The following is a 17,474-nucleotide window of genomic DNA, read 5'->3' as shown; positions in this document are numbered from 1 at the left end:
GGCCGGACCACACCCCCGGCAAGGCGGAGCACGCCCCCGCCGGACGGTGAGCGGGCCCCCGGCCGACCGGCCCGCCGGCAACGGGCTGGGGGCCGTACGGGCCGACCGGGCGCCGTGCCCTGGCCCGGTGGGCCGGCCCGGCGGGGGTGGGGCCGGGGTGTGGTGGTCCTGCCTGCCTGCCTGCCGGTGCGGGTGGGTCCGGGGTCAGACCGAGCGGTGGTACGGGTCCGGCACCCGGATCTCGCCGCCCAGCTCGCGGGCCGCCTGCCGGGCCCAGTACGGGTTGCGCAGCAGCTCCCGGCCGAGCAGGACCGCGTCGGCCTCGCCGTTCGCCAGGATCTTCTGGGCCTGTTCCGCCTCGGTGATCAGGCCGACGGCGGCGACCGGCAGCGGGGTCTCGGCCTTCACCCGGGCGGCGAACGGGACCTGGTAGCCCTGTCCGGTCGGGATGGTGACGCCGGCGGCGTTGCCCCCGGTGGAGACGTCCAGGAGGTCGATGCCGTGGGCGTGCAGGTCGCGGGCGAAGCGGACGGTGTCCTCGACGGTCCAGCCGCCGTCCTGGAGCCAGTCGGTGGCGGAGATCCGGAAGAACACCGGCTTGTCCTCGGGCCAGACCTCCCGTACGGCGTCCACCACCTCGAGGGCGAACCGGGTGCGGTTCTCGTACGAGCCGCCGTAGGCGTCGGTGCGGTGGTTGGAGTGCGGGGACAGGAACTCGTTGATCAGATAGCCGTGGGCGCCGTGGACCTCGACGATCTCGAAGCCCGCGGCGCGTGCCCGGCGTGCGGCGGCGGCGAACTGCTCGACGATCTCGCCGATCTGTTCGGTGGTCAGCTCGGTCGGCACCGGGTGACGTTCGTCGAACGGCACCGCGCTCGGACCCAGCGGCTGCCAGCCGCGTGCCTCCGGCCCGATCGGCGCGCCGCCCTTCCACGTCCGCTCTGTGGAGGACTTGCGGCCGGCGTGCGCGAGCTGGACCGCCGGCACGGTGCCCTGCGCGACGAGGAAGCGGGTGATCCGCCGGAAGGCCTCCACCTGGGTGTCGTTCCACAGGCCGAGGTCGTACGGTGAGATCCGGCCCTCGGGCGAGACGGCGGTGGCCTCGGTCACGATCAGGCCGGTTCCGCCGGTGGCCCGCGCCGCGTAGTGCGCGAAGTGCCAGTCGTGCGGGGCGCCGGTGAGCGGACCCTCCGGCTCGGCCGAGTACTGGCACATGGAGGCCATCCACACCCGGTTCGGGATGGTCACTTCGCGCAGGGTGAGGGGCTGGAAGAGCGTACTCACGACGGACTCCATTCGTCACGGGACCGTTGGTCGACTCGTACGATAGTCCTCGTACTACGAGGAAAGTCAAACTACGACGAGTCTCGTATAATCCTGACGGTCGACGTGATCCGCTACGAAGGGCAGCCGCCGTGACCGACACCGCCGCCACCGGCCGCGACCTGCCGCACCCGGAGCGGGACGACATCCGGCTGGAGAGCGTGCTGCACGCGCTCTCCGACCCGATGCGGCTACAGATCGTGCGGGAACTGGCGGCCAAGGAAGCGGAGTTGACCTGCTCGCAGTTCGACCTGCCGGTGACCAAGTCCACCACCACGCACCACTTCCGGGTGCTGCGGGAGAGCGGGGTCGTCCGGCAGGTGTACCGGGGCACCGCCAAGATGAACGCCCTGCGCCGGGACGACCTGGACGGCCTCTTCCCGGGACTGCTCAGCAGCCTTCTGTCCGCCGCCGACCGGCAGTCCCTCCGCCTCGGCGACGGAGCCTGAGCCCCGGCCCGCTTCCCCCGGGAGGCGGGTTACGCGGCCCCCGCCGCCCCGAGCAGCGCCGCCCAGTCGGACAGCTTGACCACGCTCCGCCCCAGCCGCGCTCCCAGCTCGGCCTCGGCCCGCTCGATCGCCAGCCACCCCGTCCAGGGCACGGGGTCGATCCCGGCCGCCCGGAGCGCCTCGACCGGATCCGGTCCCTCCGCCCGGCCCAGCGCGGAGGCGTCCGCGAGCAGGGAGGTCACCGTCTCCTTGGCGCAGGGCCGGTTGGTGCCGATGACCCCTGTCGGGCCGCGCTTGATCCACCCGGCGACGTACTCGCCGGGGGAGGGCGTGCCGTTCCGCAGGACGCGGCCCCCCTCGTGCGGGACCGTGCCGCCTGCCGGGTCGAACGGCAGCCCGTCCAGCGGCACGCCGCGATAGCCCACCGAGCGCAGCACCAACTGCGCGGGCACCTCCTCGTACCGGCCCGTGCCCGTCACGCCGCCCCGGCCGTCCGGCATCGTGCGTTCGAAGCGGACGGCGCCCACACCGCCGCCTGCCGCGAGCAGTTCCACCGGGCGCAGGAAGAACCGGAGCCGGATGCGCCGGACGGCCGTCGCGGCGGGCCGTGCGGCCCAGTCGCGCAGTACCTCCACATTGCGGCGCTGAACCGCCGGCAGGATGCCCGGGTCGACCGGATCGAGCGCCAGCTCGTCCTTCTCCACGGTCACCTCGGTGCCCGGGAGCCCGCCCAGCTCGCGCAGCTCCTTGGTGGTGAAACGGGCCTGTGCGGGCCCTCGCCGGCCCACCATGTGCACCTCGCGGAGCCCGCTCGCCGTCAGCGTGTCCAGGGCCGCCTGCGGGATGTCGGTCGGACGCAGCTCCGTGGTGCCCCGGACCAGCATCCGGGTGACGTCCACCGCGACGTTGCCGACCCCGATCACCACCGCCGACCGCACCCCGCGCAGGAAACCCGCGTCGGCCGCGTCCGGATGGGCGCTGTACCAGGACACGAACTCGGTCGCGGACCAGCTGCCCGGCAGGTCCTCGCCGGGAATGCCCAGCCGGCGGTCGGCGGCGGCGCCCACGCAGTACACCACCGCGTGGTAGAGCTGCCTCAGCCGCTCCACGGGCAGCCCGTCGGGACCGCCCACCCGGACCCCGCCGAGGAACCGCACGCGCTCGTGCTCCAGCACCGTCCGCAGACTGCTCTGAAGGGACTTGATCTTCTCGTGGTCGGGGGCGACACCGTAGCGGACCAGGCCGTAGGGGCAGGGCAGCCGGTCCAGGACGTCCACCTGGACGTCGGCGTCACGCTGGACCAGGTTCTGGGCGGTGTAGCACCCGCTCGGCCCGGAACCGACGACGGCGACACGCAGCACAGCGGTACTCCTCGCCCGAAGGAGGGTGTGCGGACAGTTCCAGCATGGCACCGCCCGGCGCGGGACGGCAGGGGCCGGCGGGGTGACACGGACGCGAGCGGACGGAAGGAGCCGGTCTCCTCACGCGGCCCGAAAGGGCACACCGGGCCCTGTCAGGGGCTGCTCGGACGTTCCTCCGTGGCGAAGAAACGGGACAGGTCCCGCTGCTGCGCCGCCGTGCCCGGGTCACGCTCCGGGGGCACCCCCAGTTCCCAGTCGAGCCCGTAACGCCGGAACAGCTCGCCCCGCAGCGCCGGAACCGGCATCGGGACCCCAGGCACGAGCGCCGCGTACACCGCGCCCATCAGCAGGGCCCGCAGCATCGGGTAGCCGGCGGCGACGTCCTGCGAGCCGTACCGGGCGACGGTGTCGCTGAGCAGCTCCGACAGCCGGCGCTGCTCCGGGCACTGCACGAAGCCCTCGGCCTGGAGCAGGCCGGCCATGTGCTGGCGCATCAGCACCGGCCGGTCCCGGGCCAGGCCCAGGATGGCGTCGATGGCCCGGGCCAGCCGCTCCCGGCCGTCCTCGGTGCGCGGCTCCCGCTCCAGGGCCTCCTCCAGGCTGCGGTGCATCAGCCGGTGCACGGCGGACTGCACCAACTGCCGCTTGCCGGGGAAGTAGTACGACACCAGTCCGCGCGCCGAACCGGCCCGGTCCGCGATGTCGCCCAGCGTCGTGGCCTCGAACCCGTGCTCGCCGACCAGTTCGACGGCGGCCTGGAGCAGCCGTTCCCGGGAACGCCGCCGCAATTCTTCATTGACCGAGGCGCTGCGCGGGGACATCCTGTAACTCCTGCGTTGACTGGCTGCCAGCCAACTATACTCAACGCAGCGGGCATCCCTGCGAGTTGGGGCATGCCCAGGGCGGCTGTCCGTCTGGGGCGACGCGGGGGATCGTCTCAGACGGACGGCACGCCGCTTCTGCCCGAAGCCCTCGTCGGCGTCTGCGCTGCCCGGCCGAGGCCCTGCCGGGCCGGGCAGCGCACCGGCGACCCCGGTTGCCGCGAAGCCGGCAAGCCCCGTGTTCCGTCGTACGCGGGCACCGCCCGGAGTCCACGGGCCGCGCCGTGACGGCACCCTCCGGCCCACCGGGTGCTCAGCCCGCCAGGTCGAGCACCCGGAGCAGCGCGTCGGGGCGCTGGTCCACCGGAAGGTGGTCGACGAAGTGCACGCGGCAGCCCGGCGCCGCGGCGCCGCCGTCCGCCACCCTGTTGTCGCCGACCATCAGCACCTGCCGCGGATCGGTGCCGAGCGCCTCACAGGCGACCGAGAACAGCCGAGGGTCCGGCTTCTGCACCCCGTGCTCGTACGACAGCACGTACGCGTCGACATACGCGTCGAGTCCGTGCTCGCGGAACACCGGCCGCGGGTCCCAGCCGATGTTGCTGACCACACCGACCCCGGTCCCGCGGGCCCGCAGGGCACGCAGCACCTCCGCGGCATCGGGATACGGGGACCAGGCGGCGGGGGACATGTGCCGCTCGTACAGGGCGTCGCGCAGTCCCGGACAGGGCAGCGGCACCCGACGGGACAGGCCCGTGTAGGCGGCCCGGTGCAGCTCGGCGCTCTCGTCGCGCGCCGCCCAGACGTCCGCGAGGTCCGCCGGCACCTCCACCGGCGCCGCACCGCCCGGCAGCGCGCCGGCCGCCTCCAGCGCCCGTGCGGTCCTGGTGAGTTCCGGGCCGGGCAGAACGCGGCCGGACTCGGCCAGTACCGCCCGCAGCCAGGACTCGGCGGACTCGACGCGGAACAGCGTCCCGGAGAAGTCGAACAACACGGCAGTCACGCCCGGGTTCCTACCCACGGCGGTCCGCCGGCACCCCCGCCCGGCCGGTCCACGGCGCCTCGTACACCGCCACCGCCGCCGCCACCAGCAGCGCCCCCAGCAGCCAGCCGCCCAGCACGTCCGAGGGCCAGTGCACGCCCAGCCAGATCCGGGTCACGCCCACGCCCGCCACCGAGACCAGCGCCGCCGCCACGGCCGTACGCCACAGGGCGCGGCCCGGGGTGTGGCGGTGCAGCAGCCACAGCAGCAGGCCGCAGACCACGGTGGCGGTCAGGGCGTGACCGGACGGGAAGGCCGCGTAGCGCGCGGAGTCGACGGGATCCGGCCAGACCGGGCGGGGCCGGCCGACGGCGGCCTTCACCGACTGCTGCACCACCGCGGCCACGGCGCAGGTGGCCGCCAGCCACACAGCCGTCCGCCAGGCCGCGCGCCGCCACACCAGCCACACCGCCACCGCCGCGCACACCAGACGCATGGTCAGCGGATCCCACACCCAGTCCGTCAGCACCCGGAAGACGTGTGTGACCCCGGGGCCGGTGACCGCCCGGCGATGAGCGGTGCGGGAGATGTCGCCGTCCACGGTGAGCAGGGGATGCCAGCGAACGGCGACGAGGACCAGCAGCACAAGGGAGCAGACGCCGAGGACGGCGGCCACGCGGACGGCCGTGCGCAGCGTCGCCGGCGGGCGGGAGGAGGGTGGGGGTGGGGGACCGGTGGGGGGTTGGCGCATGCCACGATCTTGGTCGACGGGAGGGCCGTGGCCAAGCCGTCCTGGTGACGGGGCGGGGTGGGGCGTGGCCGAGCCGGTCTGGTGGGTGGGGCGGTGCCTCGGGCCGGTCTGCTCCACGGGGTGGGCAGCGCCGAGTCGGCCCGCTGCAGGCGGTGGGCCGTGCCGGTGGGGCCGGACCGGTGCGGTGTCGCCCGCCGCCGACCCCGTCTCCCCGGCCCCCGCGAGCCCCGTCTCCCCGGCCGGCGACAGCCGTACCCGCCCGAGCGCCTCACATCGCCAGCAGCATCGCCACCATGCCGATGCCCATGGACAGCCGGCAGGCCCGGGCCAGTTCCGGGCGGTCGCCCCAGCGGGCCGGGCCGGCCGCGCCCGCCGTGCCGGTGGCGGGCACCAGCCGTGCGCCGGCGAGCAGCACATAGCCCGTGAAGTACAGCAGGAGCGCGCCGGTCACCAGCGGCACACCGCTGCCGCCGTGCGCGTGGTGGGCGGCCGGCGGGGGCCCGGCCATCGCCACCGCCATGTAGACCATCGCCGAACTCCCCACCACGTGGTGCAGATGGCGTGGCCCGCCGCGCGCGGTCCACAGCGCGTGCAGCGCCGCCGCGCCGAACACGGCCGCGTACACCGGCCAGGCCCACCTCGGTGGCGTGAACGCCGCCGCCGGTACGGCCATCACGGCCATGCCGAAGCCCATCAGCGCCTCGCCGCCGGCGGCCCGGCGCTGCTCCTCGACACCGCTGCGCAGCCGCAGCAGGCAGTAGGCCCCGGTCGCCCCGCAGAGCGCGACCAGCAGCCAGGCTGTCGACACCGGTCCGTGCACGTGCACCTCCCCGCTCGACGGTCGGTCGAGGGTGCGATGCCCAGGGTGGACGGAGCGCACGCGAGCGCAGGGGTGTACACGGGGAGCATGCGGGGGTGCACGGTCGGTGAGTGCGGGTGCGATCCGCTGTTTCGCATGTGTTTTACCGGTAAAACACATGCTAAATTGATGATATGAGCAGCGCGACCCCCCACCGTCTTCCCCTCGCCGGAGTGCTCCGCCTCGGGCGGCCCTCCGACATCTGGTTCAAGCCCGCGCTGAGCGTGGCCGTCGCGCTCGCCCCGCCCAATCTGATCCTGCTGGCGCTCGGCCGCCTCGACCTCGCGATGTACACGATGGCCGGATCGCTCTGCGCGCTCTACGGCCACAACCGCCCCTACGCCGCCCGGGCCCGCCTCCTGGCCTGGGTGGTGCTCGGCATGGTCGGCGGCCTGGCCGTCGCCCTGCTCGCCGCGGCCTTCACGCCGCACGCCGTCGTCCTGGTCGCCGTCGGTGCCGTCCTCGCGGCGGTGCAGAAGGCCGTCTGCGACGCCACCCGCGTCGGGCCGCCCGGCAACGTGGTCCTGACCTTCATCAGCTCCGCCTCGCTGTTCGCCCCGCAGACCCCCGGCCGGCTCCCCGGACACCTCGGGCTGGCCCTGGCCGCGGGCGCCTGGGCCTGGCTCGTCGGCATGGCGCCCGGACTGTTGCGCCCGTACGGCCCCGAGCGCCGCGCCACCGCGCAGGCCCTGCGTGCCGCCGCCGCGTACGCGGACACCCGCGGCACCGGCGAGGGGCACGCCCGGGCCCGCGCCGCAGGCGCCGCCGCCATCCACGCCGGCCGGCAGTCGCTGCTCGCCGCCGGCGCCCGCCCCGACCGCACCCGCCGCGCCCTCGAACAGCTCCTCGTCCGCGCCGAGGTCGCCCTAGCCGCACCCGCCGACACCGACCCCGCCCGGCTGCGCGCCTGGGCCCGCGACCTGCGCGGCACCGGCCGCGTCCCCCGCGTCGCGGCACCGCGCGAGCACACCGACGAGCTGCTCGGCGTGGCCGTCGAACAGGCATCCCCGCGCCCGCCGCTCCGGCACCGCCTCGCTCCGCTGGCGCCGCTCGCCGCCCGCACCGCGACCGGCTGCGCCCTCGCCGGATACGCCTCCCTCGCCCTCGGCGTCGGCCGCCCGTACTGGGCGCTGGTCACCGCGGCCTCCCTGTACCAGGCCAACGTCACCCTCACCTGGAGCCGGGGCGTCCAGCGCGTCGTCGGCAACCTCGTCGGCGTCCTCGTCTTCGCCGCCCTCGCCCCGCTCGCCCATCTCCACCCGGCCGCCCTGGTGCTGTGCGCCCTCGCGCTGAACTGCGCCGCGGAGGCGCTGATCGGCCGTAATTACTGGCTGGGCACCGTCTGTGTCACCCCGATGGCCCTGCTCGTCACCGAGTTCGCCCACGTCCAGGACTCCACCGAGCTGATCACCGAGCGGGTCGCGGACACCCTCGTGGGCGCGCTGGCCGGTTTCGTCGCCGCCGTCGTCGTCACCAACCGGCGCGCCGGCGACCGCCTGGAACAGGCGCTGACCACGGCGGAACGCGCCCGCGAGAACACCGCCCGGCTGCTCGCCGGACCGCAGCCGGCGCCGCACGCCCTGGAGTCCGCCCGCCGCGTCCTGGCCGCAGCGCTGGTCGACCTGCGCGCCACGGCCGACGCCGCGGCCGGCGAGTGGTGGCAGCGGGCCCTGCCCGAGGACCGGGTCGTGCTCACCGAGCAGTCCGGACACCGTACGCTCGCGGCGACGGTACGGCGTCAGGGGCTCGTACCGCGGCACCGGGACCTGGACCTGGGCAGGCCGACGGAGGACATACGGCCATGACGGCGACGAACGGCGCGGCGACGCCCGCGAGCGACGGGACCGGGGTCCGGGCGGGGGCCGGGCCGGCGCAGAGCGACACCGTCGCCGCCGTCGTCCGCCAGTGGCGGGCCGTCCACCCCGAGCTGGACACCGGACCCATGGAGGTCATCGGCCGGATCAACCGCTGCGCCGCCCTGCTCCAGCAGGCCGAGGACGCGCCGCTGCGCCGGGCCGGCCTGAGCCGTCCCGAGTTCGACCTGCTGGGTGCGCTGCGGCGCACCGGGCACGAGCTGACCCCGGGGGAGCTGGCACGGGAGACCTTCTCCTCCGGAGCCGCCGTCACCAAGCGGCTCAAGCAGCTGACCCAGCGCGGCCTGGTGGAACGGCGCGGTGACACCCGGGACCGCCGCGTCGCCCACGTCCGCCTCACCGACGCCGGCCGTGACCTGGTGGACGGCATCCTCCCCGAGCAGCTCGCCTACGAGACGGCCGTCCTGTCCGTCCTCGACCCCGAGGGTCAGCACGGACTCGCCGGTCTCCTCGCCGAGCTGCTCGGCCGCCTCGAGGGCCGGATGAACGCGCTGCGCACGTAGCCGGCCACCGGGGCGCGGTGGCCGGGCGGGTGCTGCCGCCCCGGATCCCGGCGCCGGCCGGCCGCCGGCCCCCGAAGGGCCCCCGCCCCCACCGCTTCCGTCCACCGACCGTTTCCCCCGAGGGCCGCAGGCGGCTCAGATCCCCGGCCGGTACCGCAGCGGATGGTCGGGCGGGATCTCCACCAGGACTATCGGGGTGCCGTCCGGGTCGGTGATCCACATCTCGACCAGGCCCCACGGTTCCCGCACCGGTGGCCGTACGATCTCCACGCCCCGCGCCCGCAGCTCCTCGCACGCGGCCGTCACGTCCTGAACCTGCAGCCACAGCCGTACCGCGGGCGACGGCGGGGCATCGGAGCGGCCGGACAGCTCGAGGAAGCCGCCGCCGAGGAAGTAGACCGTCCCGCGCTCGGGACCGGTACCGAACTCCCGGTAGACGGACAGCCCCAGCTGTTCGCCGTAGAAGCGGCGCGAGCGTTCGGGGTCGGTGGGCCGGAGAAGTGTCCGGCTGCTGAGTACATGCACCATGCACGGGAGGCTAGTGGCAGGGTTACCCTCATGCCTGGCTCAGCCACGCCCGAGATCGGAGACCGCCGCCCATGGACACCCCCGCCACCGCACTCACCTTCCGTGACGCCACCGATGCCGATGTCGACGCCCTGGTCGCGCTGATCCAGTCGGCGTACCGAGGAGACGGCGGCCAGGCCGGATGGACCACCGAGGCGGACATCCTGGGCGGACAGCGGACCGACCCCGAGGGCGTGCTGGAGGTGATCAAGGCGCCGGGGAGCCGGCTGCTGGCCGTCGAGCAGGACGGCCGCGTCGTCGCCTGCTGCCAGCTCGAACACCGCGGCGACCACGCCTACTTCGGCATGTTCGCGGTCAACCCCGCCCAACAGGGCTCGGGTCTGGGCAGGACCGTCATGGCGGAGGCCGAGCGCCTGGCCCGCGAGACCTGGGCCGTCACCGAGATGCGGATGACGGTGATCTCCGTCCGGACCGAGCTGATCGCCTGGTACGAGCGCCGTGGCTACCGCCGTACGGGACTGACCGAGCCGTTCCCGTACGGCGACGTACGCCACGGCATCCCGCAGCGCGACGACCTGGAGTTCGAGGTGCTGGTCAAGCCGCTGGTGTGAGGCCCCCGCGGGAAGGCCGCCGCCGGATCACGCCGTGAAGCGGCCCGTGCGCTTGATGTCCGGGTAGTCGGTGGTCGCGCCGTCCAGCTCCAGGGCGCGGACCAGCCGCAGCTGGGGCTGGGAGTTGACCACCCAGCCGATGATCCGCAGCCCGGACGCGCGCGCGTGTTCGACGGTCTCCAGAGTGAGCCGCCGGATGTTCAGGCACACGGTCGTGGCACCGACGGCGACGGCACGGTCCACCACGTCGGGGCCGTAGCGGCTCGCGACCAGCGCGGTCCGCACCCCGGGCACCAGCCGTGCGATCTCGGCGACGGCCTCGTCGTGGAACGAGGACACCTCCACCCGCGCGGTCAGATCCCGCGCACGCATCACCTCGGCCAGCGCCCGGGCCGCCGCCACATCCTTGATCTCGGCCTGCAACGGTGTGTGCACCGCGTCCAGGACCTCCTCGAACACGGGCACGCGCTCCCCGCGGCCCGCGTCGAGGGCGCGCAGTTCCGGAAGGGTCTTGTCGGCGATCGGCCCGGAGCCGTCCGTCGTACGGTCCACGTCCGCGTCGTGCATGACGACCAGAGCGCCGTCCTTGCTGAGGTGCAGATCGAGTTCGATCAGGTCGAGGCCGGCCTGCTGCGCGGCGACGAAGGAACGGAGGGTGTTCTCGGGCTCGACGCCCATGACCCCGCGGTGACCGATGGTAAGGAAGTTCAAGGTTCAACTCGCTTCCGTCGACGGCGGCTCGGCGACGCGCGGACCGGCGGCCCCCGTACGGACGTCGTCGTCCACGCGGCAGGCTCGCAGCCTAACGGCCGGGCCGCGCGATGAACCCGCATGTGCGCGGGGCGCGCGAGCGCCGGTGGCGCACCGCCCGGCCGACAGCCGCCTGGGTATCACCCTTTCGTGGGCGAGCCCCGGCTCTCGTCGACCCGCCGACCGGTCGGGTCGTGGCGATGCCGGGAGCGTGATCCCTCGACGGAAGTGAGCGCCGTCACGGTTTGTGGCAGGAAAAATGTCGGTCGCCACGGGGTCGGACGGAATAATTTCCCGGTCAAGCACTTGATGAGAGAAACCGGCTATGCATACGGTGTCCTCACGCGAGGTTCTCCTGTGGAGGATGGGACATGACGGAAATTCTTGTGCAGGCCGGTGCGGAGGAGCGGGTTCCTTCGCTGACCAGGGTGGTTGAGCACCCGGCCTGGCCCGTGCTCAAGAATGCCGTGGAGCAGATCCGGCCATGGCAGTCGAAGGACGGATCCATCGACTTCGGTGCCGAGGGCGCCCCGCGGCGGGACGATGCCGTGGCGGCCGTCGAGCGTGTCGTCGGCGCGGTCGAGCAGCTCTCCCCGCTGGTCCCGCACGACGCCGCCTACCACCGGGCCCTCGTGAAGGACCTGCGCCGCTGGGTCGAGGGCGGCTTCGAGGTGCCGGACTTCCTGGACTCCCTGCTGGCCTTCAACCCCGCCGCGAACCGCGCGGACGGCCTCCAGCACCTGGTCGTCTTCCCGATGTACACGCAGAACGGCAACCCGGACCGCAACCTTGAGGCGGTCGTGCTGCGCATGGTCTGGCCCGAGTGGCTGGCCGAGCTGGAGCGCACCCGCTACGACAACCCGCTCTTCTGCGGCATCTCGTTCGAGGACTTCACGGCGGGGTACGACACCAACTCCGCCGTGCTCTTCCCGGAGACCATCGCCGTCCGTGAGGCGCCGGAACGTTTCTCCTGGGGTGGCATCTTCTGCGACCGCGAGGCCGCCCGCTTCCGCCGGGTCACCGAGGCCGCCGTCGACATCCTCGGCCTCGACCTGCCCGAGGACATCGCGGCGATGGTCCACGACCAGAAGCGCTGTGAGGAGGCCTTCGTCCTGTGGGACATGGTCCACGACCGCACCCACAGCCACGGCGACCTGCCGTTCGACCCGTTCATGATCAAGCAGCGCCAGCCGTTCTGGATGTACGGCCTGGAGGAGCTGCGCTGCGACCTCACCGCCTTCAAGGAGGCCGTGAAGCTCCAGGCGGACGGCGTCCCGCAGGCCCGTGACGTGCAGTACGCGGTGCTCTTCGACCGCATGTTCCGCTTCCCGGTCACCGGCGACCGCGTCCGCAACTACGACGGCCTCGGTGGTCAGCTGCTCTTCGCCTACCTGCACAAGCACGACGTCGTCCGCTGGACCGACAACCGGCTCTCCATCGACTGGGAGCGCGCCCCGCAGGTCACCAACCAGCTCTGCGCCGACATCGAGAAGCTCTACAAGGACGGCATCGACCGCCCGAAGCTGGTGCACTGGTTCGCCGGCTACGAGCTGGTCTCCACCTACCTCGCCCCGCACCCCGGCTCCCGGTGGGCCAAGGGCCCGGACGCCCTGGACCTGACACTGCCGCCGCGCAAGCTCGTGGACGACGTGCTTCCGGACGAGTTTCCGCTGAGCATGTTCTATGAGGCGCTGTCCAAGAAGCTGAAGAATGTGATCGCCTCCACCCGGGGCATCACGGCGGACGGCGCCGAGCGGTTCGCCGCGTGAGCGACCGCGTCCAGCACACTGCTTCAGAGGGGAAGACCATGGGGAACGGGGCGAACGGGACACTCAGCGGCGCGGTGATCGCGGTGGCCGGCGCGGGCGGACCCGCGGGGCGCGCGGCGCTGCTGCGGCTGGCCGAGGCCGGGGCGACCGTCATCGGCGCGGACAACGACCCGGAGCGGCTGTCCGAGGCGGTGGACGCGGCCCGGTACGCCGCCGGCGGCGCCACCGTCACCGGCGACACGGTGGATCTGCTCGACCTCCAGTCCACCCACGACTGGGCCACCCACATCGAGAAGGACTTCGGCCGGGTCGACGGGCTCGTGCACCTGGTCGGCGGCTGGAGGGGCAGCGAGACCTTCACGAAGACCAGCCTCGACGACTGGGACTTCCTGGAGATGCTGCTGATCCGCACCGTGCAGCACACCTCCCTCGCCTTCCACGAGGCGTTGCAGCGCAGCGACCGCGGCCGGTACGTCCTGATCAGCGCCGCCGGCGCGAGCAGGCCGACCGCGGGCAACGCCGCCTACTCCGCGGCCAAGGCCGCCGCCGAGGCGTGGACGCTGGCCATGAGCGACTACTTCCGCAAGGCGGGGGGCGCCGAGGGGCCGACGTCCGCGGCTACGATCCTGGTGGTGAAGGCGCTGGTGCACGACGCGATGCGCGCCGAACGCCCCAACGCGAAGTTCGCGGGCTTCACGGACGTCAAGGACCTGGCCGAGGCCATCGAGGGCGTCTGGAGCAAGTCCGCCGCCGAAGTGAACGGAAACCGCCTGTGGCTGACCGAGAAGCCGTGAACCCTCCCAGGACCGACGCGCGTCGCCATCACGACCCGGAGGTCCGCGGTTTCGCCAGTGACAACTACGCGGGGGCCCACCCCGAGGTGATGGCCGCCCTGGCCCTGGCCAACCACGGCCACCAGGTGGCGTACGGCGAGGACGACTACACCCACAACCTCCAGCGGATCATCCGCAGCCACTTCGGGGCGACCGCGGAGGCCTTCCCGGTCTTCAACGGCACCGGCGCGAACGTGGTCGCGCTCCAGGCGGTCACCGACCGCTGGGGCGCGGTGATCTGCGCCGAGAGCGCGCACATCAACGTCGACGAGGGTGGTGCCCCCGAGCGCATGGGCGGCCTGAAGCTGCTCACCGTGCCCACGCCCGACGGCAAGCTCACGCCCGAGCTGATCGACCGGCAGGCCTGGGGCTGGGAGGACGAGCACCGCGCGATGCCGCAGGTCGTGTCGATCACCCAGAGCACGGAGCTGGGTACGCTCTACACGCCCGAGGAGATTCGCGCCATCTGCGAGCACGCCCACGCGCACGGCATGAAGGTGCACCTGGACGGCTCCCGGATAGCCAACGCCGCCGCCTCCTTGGACGTGCCCATGCGGACGTTCACCAACGCGGTCGGCGTCGACATCCTCTCCCTGGGCGGCACGAAGAACGGCGCGCTGTTCGGCGAGGCCGTCGTGGTGCTCAACCAGGACGCGGTGCGGCAGATGAAGCACCTGCGCAAGATGTCCATGCAGCTGGCCTCCAAGATGCGCTTCGTGTCCGTGCAGCTGGAGGCGCTGCTGGCCAGGGACCTGTGGCTGCGCAACGCCCGGCACGCCAACGAGATGGCCCAGCGGCTCGCCGAGGGCGTACGCGCGGTCCACGGCGTGGAGATCCTCCACCCGGTGCAGGCCAACGGCGTCTTCGCCCGGCTGCCGAACGATGTGAGCGAGCGGCTCCAGAAGCGGTTCCGGTTCTACTTCTGGGACGAGGCCACCGGGGTGGTCCGCTGGATGTGCTCGTTCGACACCACGGAGGAGGACGTCGACATGTTCCTGGCGGCGCTCAAGGAGGAAATGGCGCGCTGACCCCCCAGAATGCATAGATATGCGGTCGCCCGATAAGTCATTGACGTACGGGTGATCGCATTTCTATGCTCTGCGGACATGGAGCTGATCCAGCACGCCGCCGACCTGTCCGCCTATCTGGCGGCCGACGAGGTCATCGACCACCATCACCCGGTCGTCCGGGAGACGGCCGCCCGGCTGGCCCGAGGAGCAGCCGACTCGTATGACTATGCGCGCGCCGCCTACACGTTCGTCCGAGACGCCATTGCGCACTCCCAGGACTCCGGCGACCTCCGCGTCACCTGGCGCGCCTCCGACGTGCTGACCCTGCGAACCGGCATCTGCCACGCCAAGTCCCACGCCCTGGCCGCCCTGCTGCGGGCCGAGGACATCCCCACCGCGCTGTGCTACCAGCGGCTCCTGCACGACGACGGGGGCGGCCATGTCGTGCACGGTCTGGTCGCCGTCCGTTTCCACGGCGCCTGGCACCGGCAGGATCCGCGCGGCAACAAGCCCGGCGTCCACGCCCGGTTCTCGCTGGAAGGTGAGCGGCTGGCCTGGATCCCGGACCCTGCGTCCAATGAGATGGACTATCCGGTCCTGTACGCTGAACCTCACCCGGCCGTTCTCGCCGCACTGCGGGCCGCTCCCGACCGGCCGCACCTGTGGAAGACGCTCCCCAGCGCCCTGTGAGGCGAGGCAGATGACCTCCACGCTCACCGTGTCCGACGACGTCCGTGACCTCGCGCCGGGCTTCACCCATGTCGCGATCGAGGCGCACGACCTGGTCAACGGGCCCAGCACAGAGGCCGGCTCAGCGCTGCTGGACGATGCGGCCCGCCGCCTCGCCGCCCGCCTGGCCGGCCGCGCGCCGCACGAGGACCCGCACATGGCGGCCTGGCGCGCGGCGTACACCGCCTTCGGCGCCGAGCCCTCGCGCACCCGCAACTCCGCCGAGGCACTGGCCAAGCGGGCCCTGTCCGACGCCGGCCTGCCCCGGATCAACCTGCTCGTCGACCTCTACAACGCCATCAGCGTCGCCCACCTGATCCCCGTCGGCGGCGAGGACGCCGACCGCGTCCGGGGCGGAATGCGCCTGGTACGGGCCACGGGGGAGGAGGACTTCGTGACGGTCGCGGGCGGCGCGGAGGCCGTCGACCGCCCCGAGCCCGGCGAGGTGGTGTGGCGCGACGACGCCGGCGTCACCTGCCGCCGCTGGAACTGGCGCCAGGGCCCGCGCACCCGCCTCACCGAGCGGACGGTCTCCGCCGTCTTCCTGCTGGAGACCCTCGCCCCGGTGCCCGTCCCCGAGGCCGAGGCGGCGGCCGCGGAACTCGCCGAACTACTGGCGAGGTTCAGCCCCGGGGCACGCCTCGAGGTGCACGTGCCGGTGTCGTCCGGCACCGGCGTCTGAACCCGACGGTCAGCGCCGCGCTCGACCGTACGGGCTCAGTGGGCCTCTGCCGCGCGCAGCTGATCCGCCGTGGGCGCCGTGCCGCCGAGGTGGGCCGGCAGCCACCAGGAGTCCTCCGCGCCCCTGGGGCGCGTGGGGTAGGCCCGCTGGGCCGCCTCCAGCAGTTCCTGGACGCGCTCGCGCAGGCGACGGGTGATGGCGCCCGCGTACTGGTCGCGCGGGGCGTCGACCGGCTCGCCGACCCGGATGGTGACGGGCGTGTGACTGCGCCCGAAGTTGCGGGGCTGGCCCTTCGTCCAGAGCCGCTGGGTGCCCCACACCGCCATCGGGACCAGCGGAACGCCCGCCTCCTGGGCCAGGCGCGCCGCGCCGGACTTGAAGCTCTTCAGGGTGAACGACTCCGAGATCGTGGCCTCCGGGAACACCCCGATGACCTCGCCGGAGCGCAGCGATTCCAGCGCGTGGGCGTAGGCGTCCTCGCCCTGCCGGCGGTCCACGGGGATGTGCTTCATGCCCCGCATCAGCGGACCGGAGACCTTGTGCCGGAAGACGGACTCCTTCGCCATGAAGCGCACCAGGCGCTTCTGCGGCAGAGCGGCCAGACCGTTGAAGATGAAGTCCAGGTAGCTGATGTGATTGCTCACCAGCACGGCGCCGCCCGAGCGCGGGATGTTTTCCGATCCCTTGCAGTCGATCTTCAGATCCCAGGCCTTGAACAGCGTCTTGGCGAGACCGATGACGGGGCGGTAGACCAGCTCTGCCATGGGCGGGGTGGACCCTTCCTGCTCTGCTCGGGAAAGGGGGCTCCCGGCGGGAGGTTACGCGACCGTAGGTTAACGGCGTCTCGCAGATCGTGCCCCAAGAACGGACGGGTAGCCAGTCCTGGTGCCCCGCGGCGGCGAGATCCTCGTCACGTCGGCCCACATCCCGCCCGTGGACCTTATGTCCTGCTTACTCCACCCGTACCGTGGCCCTCCCGGAAAGCAGGAACAACTCGCACCCCAGGCCTGTCCGAACGCCGCGCTCGAGAGGGCGGCGGTGCAGGCCGCCCGGTCGCGGCCGGGCCGAGCCACTGCGGTCCGAGGTGAACCCGGCCGGCCCCGATCCCCACGAAGCCTCACCGCCAGGGCGAGCCGCGAATGGGGGTGAATCAAGCACTCCGCAGGAGAACACTGCCGGCGGCGGGAATGTGCCGTGGTCCCGTGAACGCTTGTGCCGAAGACGACCGCACTGATGGTGTGCCTGGCGGTGCTCGCGGCGGCGAGTGTCCAGGAGTGCTGCGCGAGCAGCGGAACGGGAGGGTACGGGTGCGCGGGCAGGACGACGGCAAGCGGCTGGCAGCGGCCGAACTGGGCGGTGAACCGGGGGAGCGGGCCACGCTGGTGCAGTTCTCCAGCGCCTTCTGCGCACCCTGCCGGGCCACCCGGCGCGTGCTCGGCGAGGTCGCCGCGATGGTCCCGGGCGTGACCCACGTCGAGATCGACGCGGAGGCCCGGCTGGACCTCGTACGCGCACTGGGGATCGTCAGCACGCCCACGGTCCTGGTCCTGGACTCCGAGGGCCGGGTGGTGCGGCGCGCCACCGGACAGCCCCGCAAGGCCGACGTCATCGCGGCTCTGGGGGAGGCGGTGTGAGGGGG

18 protein-coding genes and 1 pseudogene are annotated in these 17,474 nt (G+C 73.1%); 10 read left to right on the top strand and 9 right to left on the bottom strand.

Annotation, left to right across the window (positions count from 1 at the left end):
• Positions 1–204: 204 nt before the first annotated feature.
• A complete protein-coding gene (locus tag ACF1BE_RS27955) occupies positions 205–1,284 on the bottom strand; it encodes an NADH:flavin oxidoreductase/NADH oxidase (protein WP_392201782.1) in 1,080 nt (359 codons plus the stop codon).
• 131 nt (positions 1,285–1,415) lie between these two features.
• On the opposite strand from ACF1BE_RS27955, the gene ACF1BE_RS27950 reads away from it, so the two are divergent.
• Positions 1,416–1,772 (top strand): ArsR/SmtB family transcription factor, encoded by a 357-nt coding sequence (locus ACF1BE_RS27950; protein WP_392201781.1) that lies wholly within the window; start codon positions 1,416–1,418, stop codon positions 1,770–1,772.
• Positions 1,773–1,801: 29 nt separating this feature from the next.
• On the opposite strand, the gene ACF1BE_RS27945 is transcribed toward ACF1BE_RS27950, so the two are convergent.
• The 5 genes from ACF1BE_RS27945 to ACF1BE_RS27925 form a co-directional block, all read right to left on the bottom strand.
• Positions 1,802–3,133, bottom strand: coding sequence for an FAD-dependent oxidoreductase (locus ACF1BE_RS27945; RefSeq protein ID WP_392201780.1), 1,332 nt, complete (start codon positions 3,131–3,133; stop codon positions 1,802–1,804).
• Between the two features lie 152 nt (positions 3,134–3,285).
• Positions 3,286–3,954 (bottom strand): TetR/AcrR family transcriptional regulator, encoded by a 669-nt coding sequence (locus ACF1BE_RS27940; protein ID WP_392201779.1) that lies wholly within the window; start codon positions 3,952–3,954, stop codon positions 3,286–3,288.
• A 313-nt stretch (positions 3,955–4,267) separates the two neighbouring features.
• A complete protein-coding gene (locus tag ACF1BE_RS27935; protein ID WP_392201778.1) occupies positions 4,268–4,957 on the bottom strand; it encodes an HAD family hydrolase in 690 nt (229 codons plus the stop codon).
• A 10-nt stretch (positions 4,958–4,967) separates the two neighbouring features.
• On the bottom strand, positions 4,968–5,687 hold the full coding sequence (locus ACF1BE_RS27930; protein WP_392201777.1) for a phosphatase PAP2 family protein: 720 nt from the start codon (positions 5,685–5,687) through the stop codon (positions 4,968–4,970).
• A gap of 268 nt (positions 5,688–5,955) precedes the next feature.
• Positions 5,956–6,507, bottom strand: a complete 552-nt coding sequence (locus ACF1BE_RS27925) for a DUF5134 domain-containing protein (protein ID WP_392201776.1) — start codon at positions 6,505–6,507, stop codon at positions 5,956–5,958.
• A 173-nt stretch (positions 6,508–6,680) separates the two neighbouring features.
• Here ACF1BE_RS27925 and ACF1BE_RS27920 point away from each other — a divergent pair, with 173 nt between their 5' ends.
• Together ACF1BE_RS27920 and ACF1BE_RS27915 are read left to right on the top strand one after the other, a co-directional pair.
• Positions 6,681–8,351: an FUSC family protein gene (locus ACF1BE_RS27920; RefSeq protein WP_392201775.1), complete on the top strand. Its 1,671-nt coding sequence runs from the start codon at positions 6,681–6,683 to the stop codon at positions 8,349–8,351.
• Positions 8,348–8,923, top strand: coding sequence for a MarR family winged helix-turn-helix transcriptional regulator (locus ACF1BE_RS27915; protein WP_392201774.1), 576 nt, complete (start codon positions 8,348–8,350; stop codon positions 8,921–8,923). Before ACF1BE_RS27920 ends, ACF1BE_RS27915 begins: the two co-directional genes overlap by 4 nt.
• Positions 8,924–9,058: 135 nt before the next feature.
• Here ACF1BE_RS27915 and ACF1BE_RS27910 read toward each other — a convergent pair whose 3' ends face one another.
• Complete coding sequence (locus ACF1BE_RS27910; RefSeq protein WP_392201773.1) at positions 9,059–9,451, bottom strand: VOC family protein; 393 nt, start codon at positions 9,449–9,451, stop codon at positions 9,059–9,061.
• Positions 9,452–9,522: 71 nt separating this feature from the next.
• On the opposite strand from ACF1BE_RS27910, the gene ACF1BE_RS27905 reads away from it, so the two are divergent.
• Positions 9,523–10,062 carry a GNAT family N-acetyltransferase gene (locus ACF1BE_RS27905; protein ID WP_392201772.1) on the top strand — a complete coding sequence of 180 codons (540 nt, stop codon included), beginning with the start codon at positions 9,523–9,525 and terminating at the stop codon, positions 10,060–10,062.
• Between the two features lie 27 nt (positions 10,063–10,089).
• On the opposite strand, the gene ACF1BE_RS27900 is transcribed toward ACF1BE_RS27905, so the two are convergent.
• Entirely contained in the window at positions 10,090–10,773 is a 684-nt protein-coding gene (locus ACF1BE_RS27900; RefSeq protein ID WP_392201771.1) for a glycerophosphodiester phosphodiesterase, read from the bottom strand.
• A gap of 410 nt (positions 10,774–11,183) precedes the next feature.
• On the opposite strand from ACF1BE_RS27900, the gene ACF1BE_RS27895 reads away from it, so the two are divergent.
• From ACF1BE_RS27895 to ACF1BE_RS27875, 5 genes are all read left to right on the top strand, one after another.
• Entirely contained in the window at positions 11,184–12,581 is a 1,398-nt protein-coding gene (locus ACF1BE_RS27895; RefSeq protein WP_392201770.1) for a DUF6421 family protein, read from the top strand.
• Positions 12,582–12,619: 38 nt separating this feature from the next.
• Complete coding sequence (locus ACF1BE_RS27890) at positions 12,620–13,375, top strand: SDR family NAD(P)-dependent oxidoreductase (RefSeq protein WP_392201769.1); 756 nt, start codon at positions 12,620–12,622, stop codon at positions 13,373–13,375.
• Positions 13,372–14,442 carry a threonine aldolase family protein gene (locus ACF1BE_RS27885; protein ID WP_392201768.1) on the top strand — a complete coding sequence of 357 codons (1,071 nt, stop codon included), beginning with the start codon at positions 13,372–13,374 and terminating at the stop codon, positions 14,440–14,442. The genes ACF1BE_RS27890 and ACF1BE_RS27885 overlap by 4 nt, the downstream gene beginning before the upstream one ends.
• A 78-nt stretch (positions 14,443–14,520) precedes the next feature.
• Entirely contained in the window at positions 14,521–15,114 is a 594-nt protein-coding gene (locus ACF1BE_RS27880; protein ID WP_392201767.1) for a transglutaminase family protein, read from the top strand.
• Between the two features lie 10 nt (positions 15,115–15,124).
• Positions 15,125–15,835: a B3/4 domain-containing protein gene (locus ACF1BE_RS27875; protein WP_392201766.1), complete on the top strand. Its 711-nt coding sequence runs from the start codon at positions 15,125–15,127 to the stop codon at positions 15,833–15,835.
• Positions 15,836–15,870: 35 nt separating this feature from the next.
• On the opposite strand, the gene ACF1BE_RS27870 is transcribed toward ACF1BE_RS27875, so the two are convergent.
• Complete coding sequence (locus tag ACF1BE_RS27870; RefSeq protein ID WP_392201765.1) at positions 15,871–16,599, bottom strand: lysophospholipid acyltransferase family protein; 729 nt, start codon at positions 16,597–16,599, stop codon at positions 15,871–15,873.
• Positions 16,600–17,068: 469 nt separating this feature from the next.
• Here ACF1BE_RS27870 and ACF1BE_RS27865 point away from each other — a divergent pair.
• Positions 17,069–17,469: pseudogene (locus ACF1BE_RS27865) on the top strand (TlpA family protein disulfide reductase).
• Positions 17,470–17,474 lie beyond the last annotated feature (5 nt).

Origin of the sequence: Streptomyces sp. NPDC014991 (assembly GCF_043080665.1) — a bacterium.
GTDB lineage: Bacteria > Actinomycetota > Actinomycetes > Streptomycetales > Streptomycetaceae > Streptomyces.
This window is presented reverse-complemented; position numbering and strand designations above follow the sequence as displayed.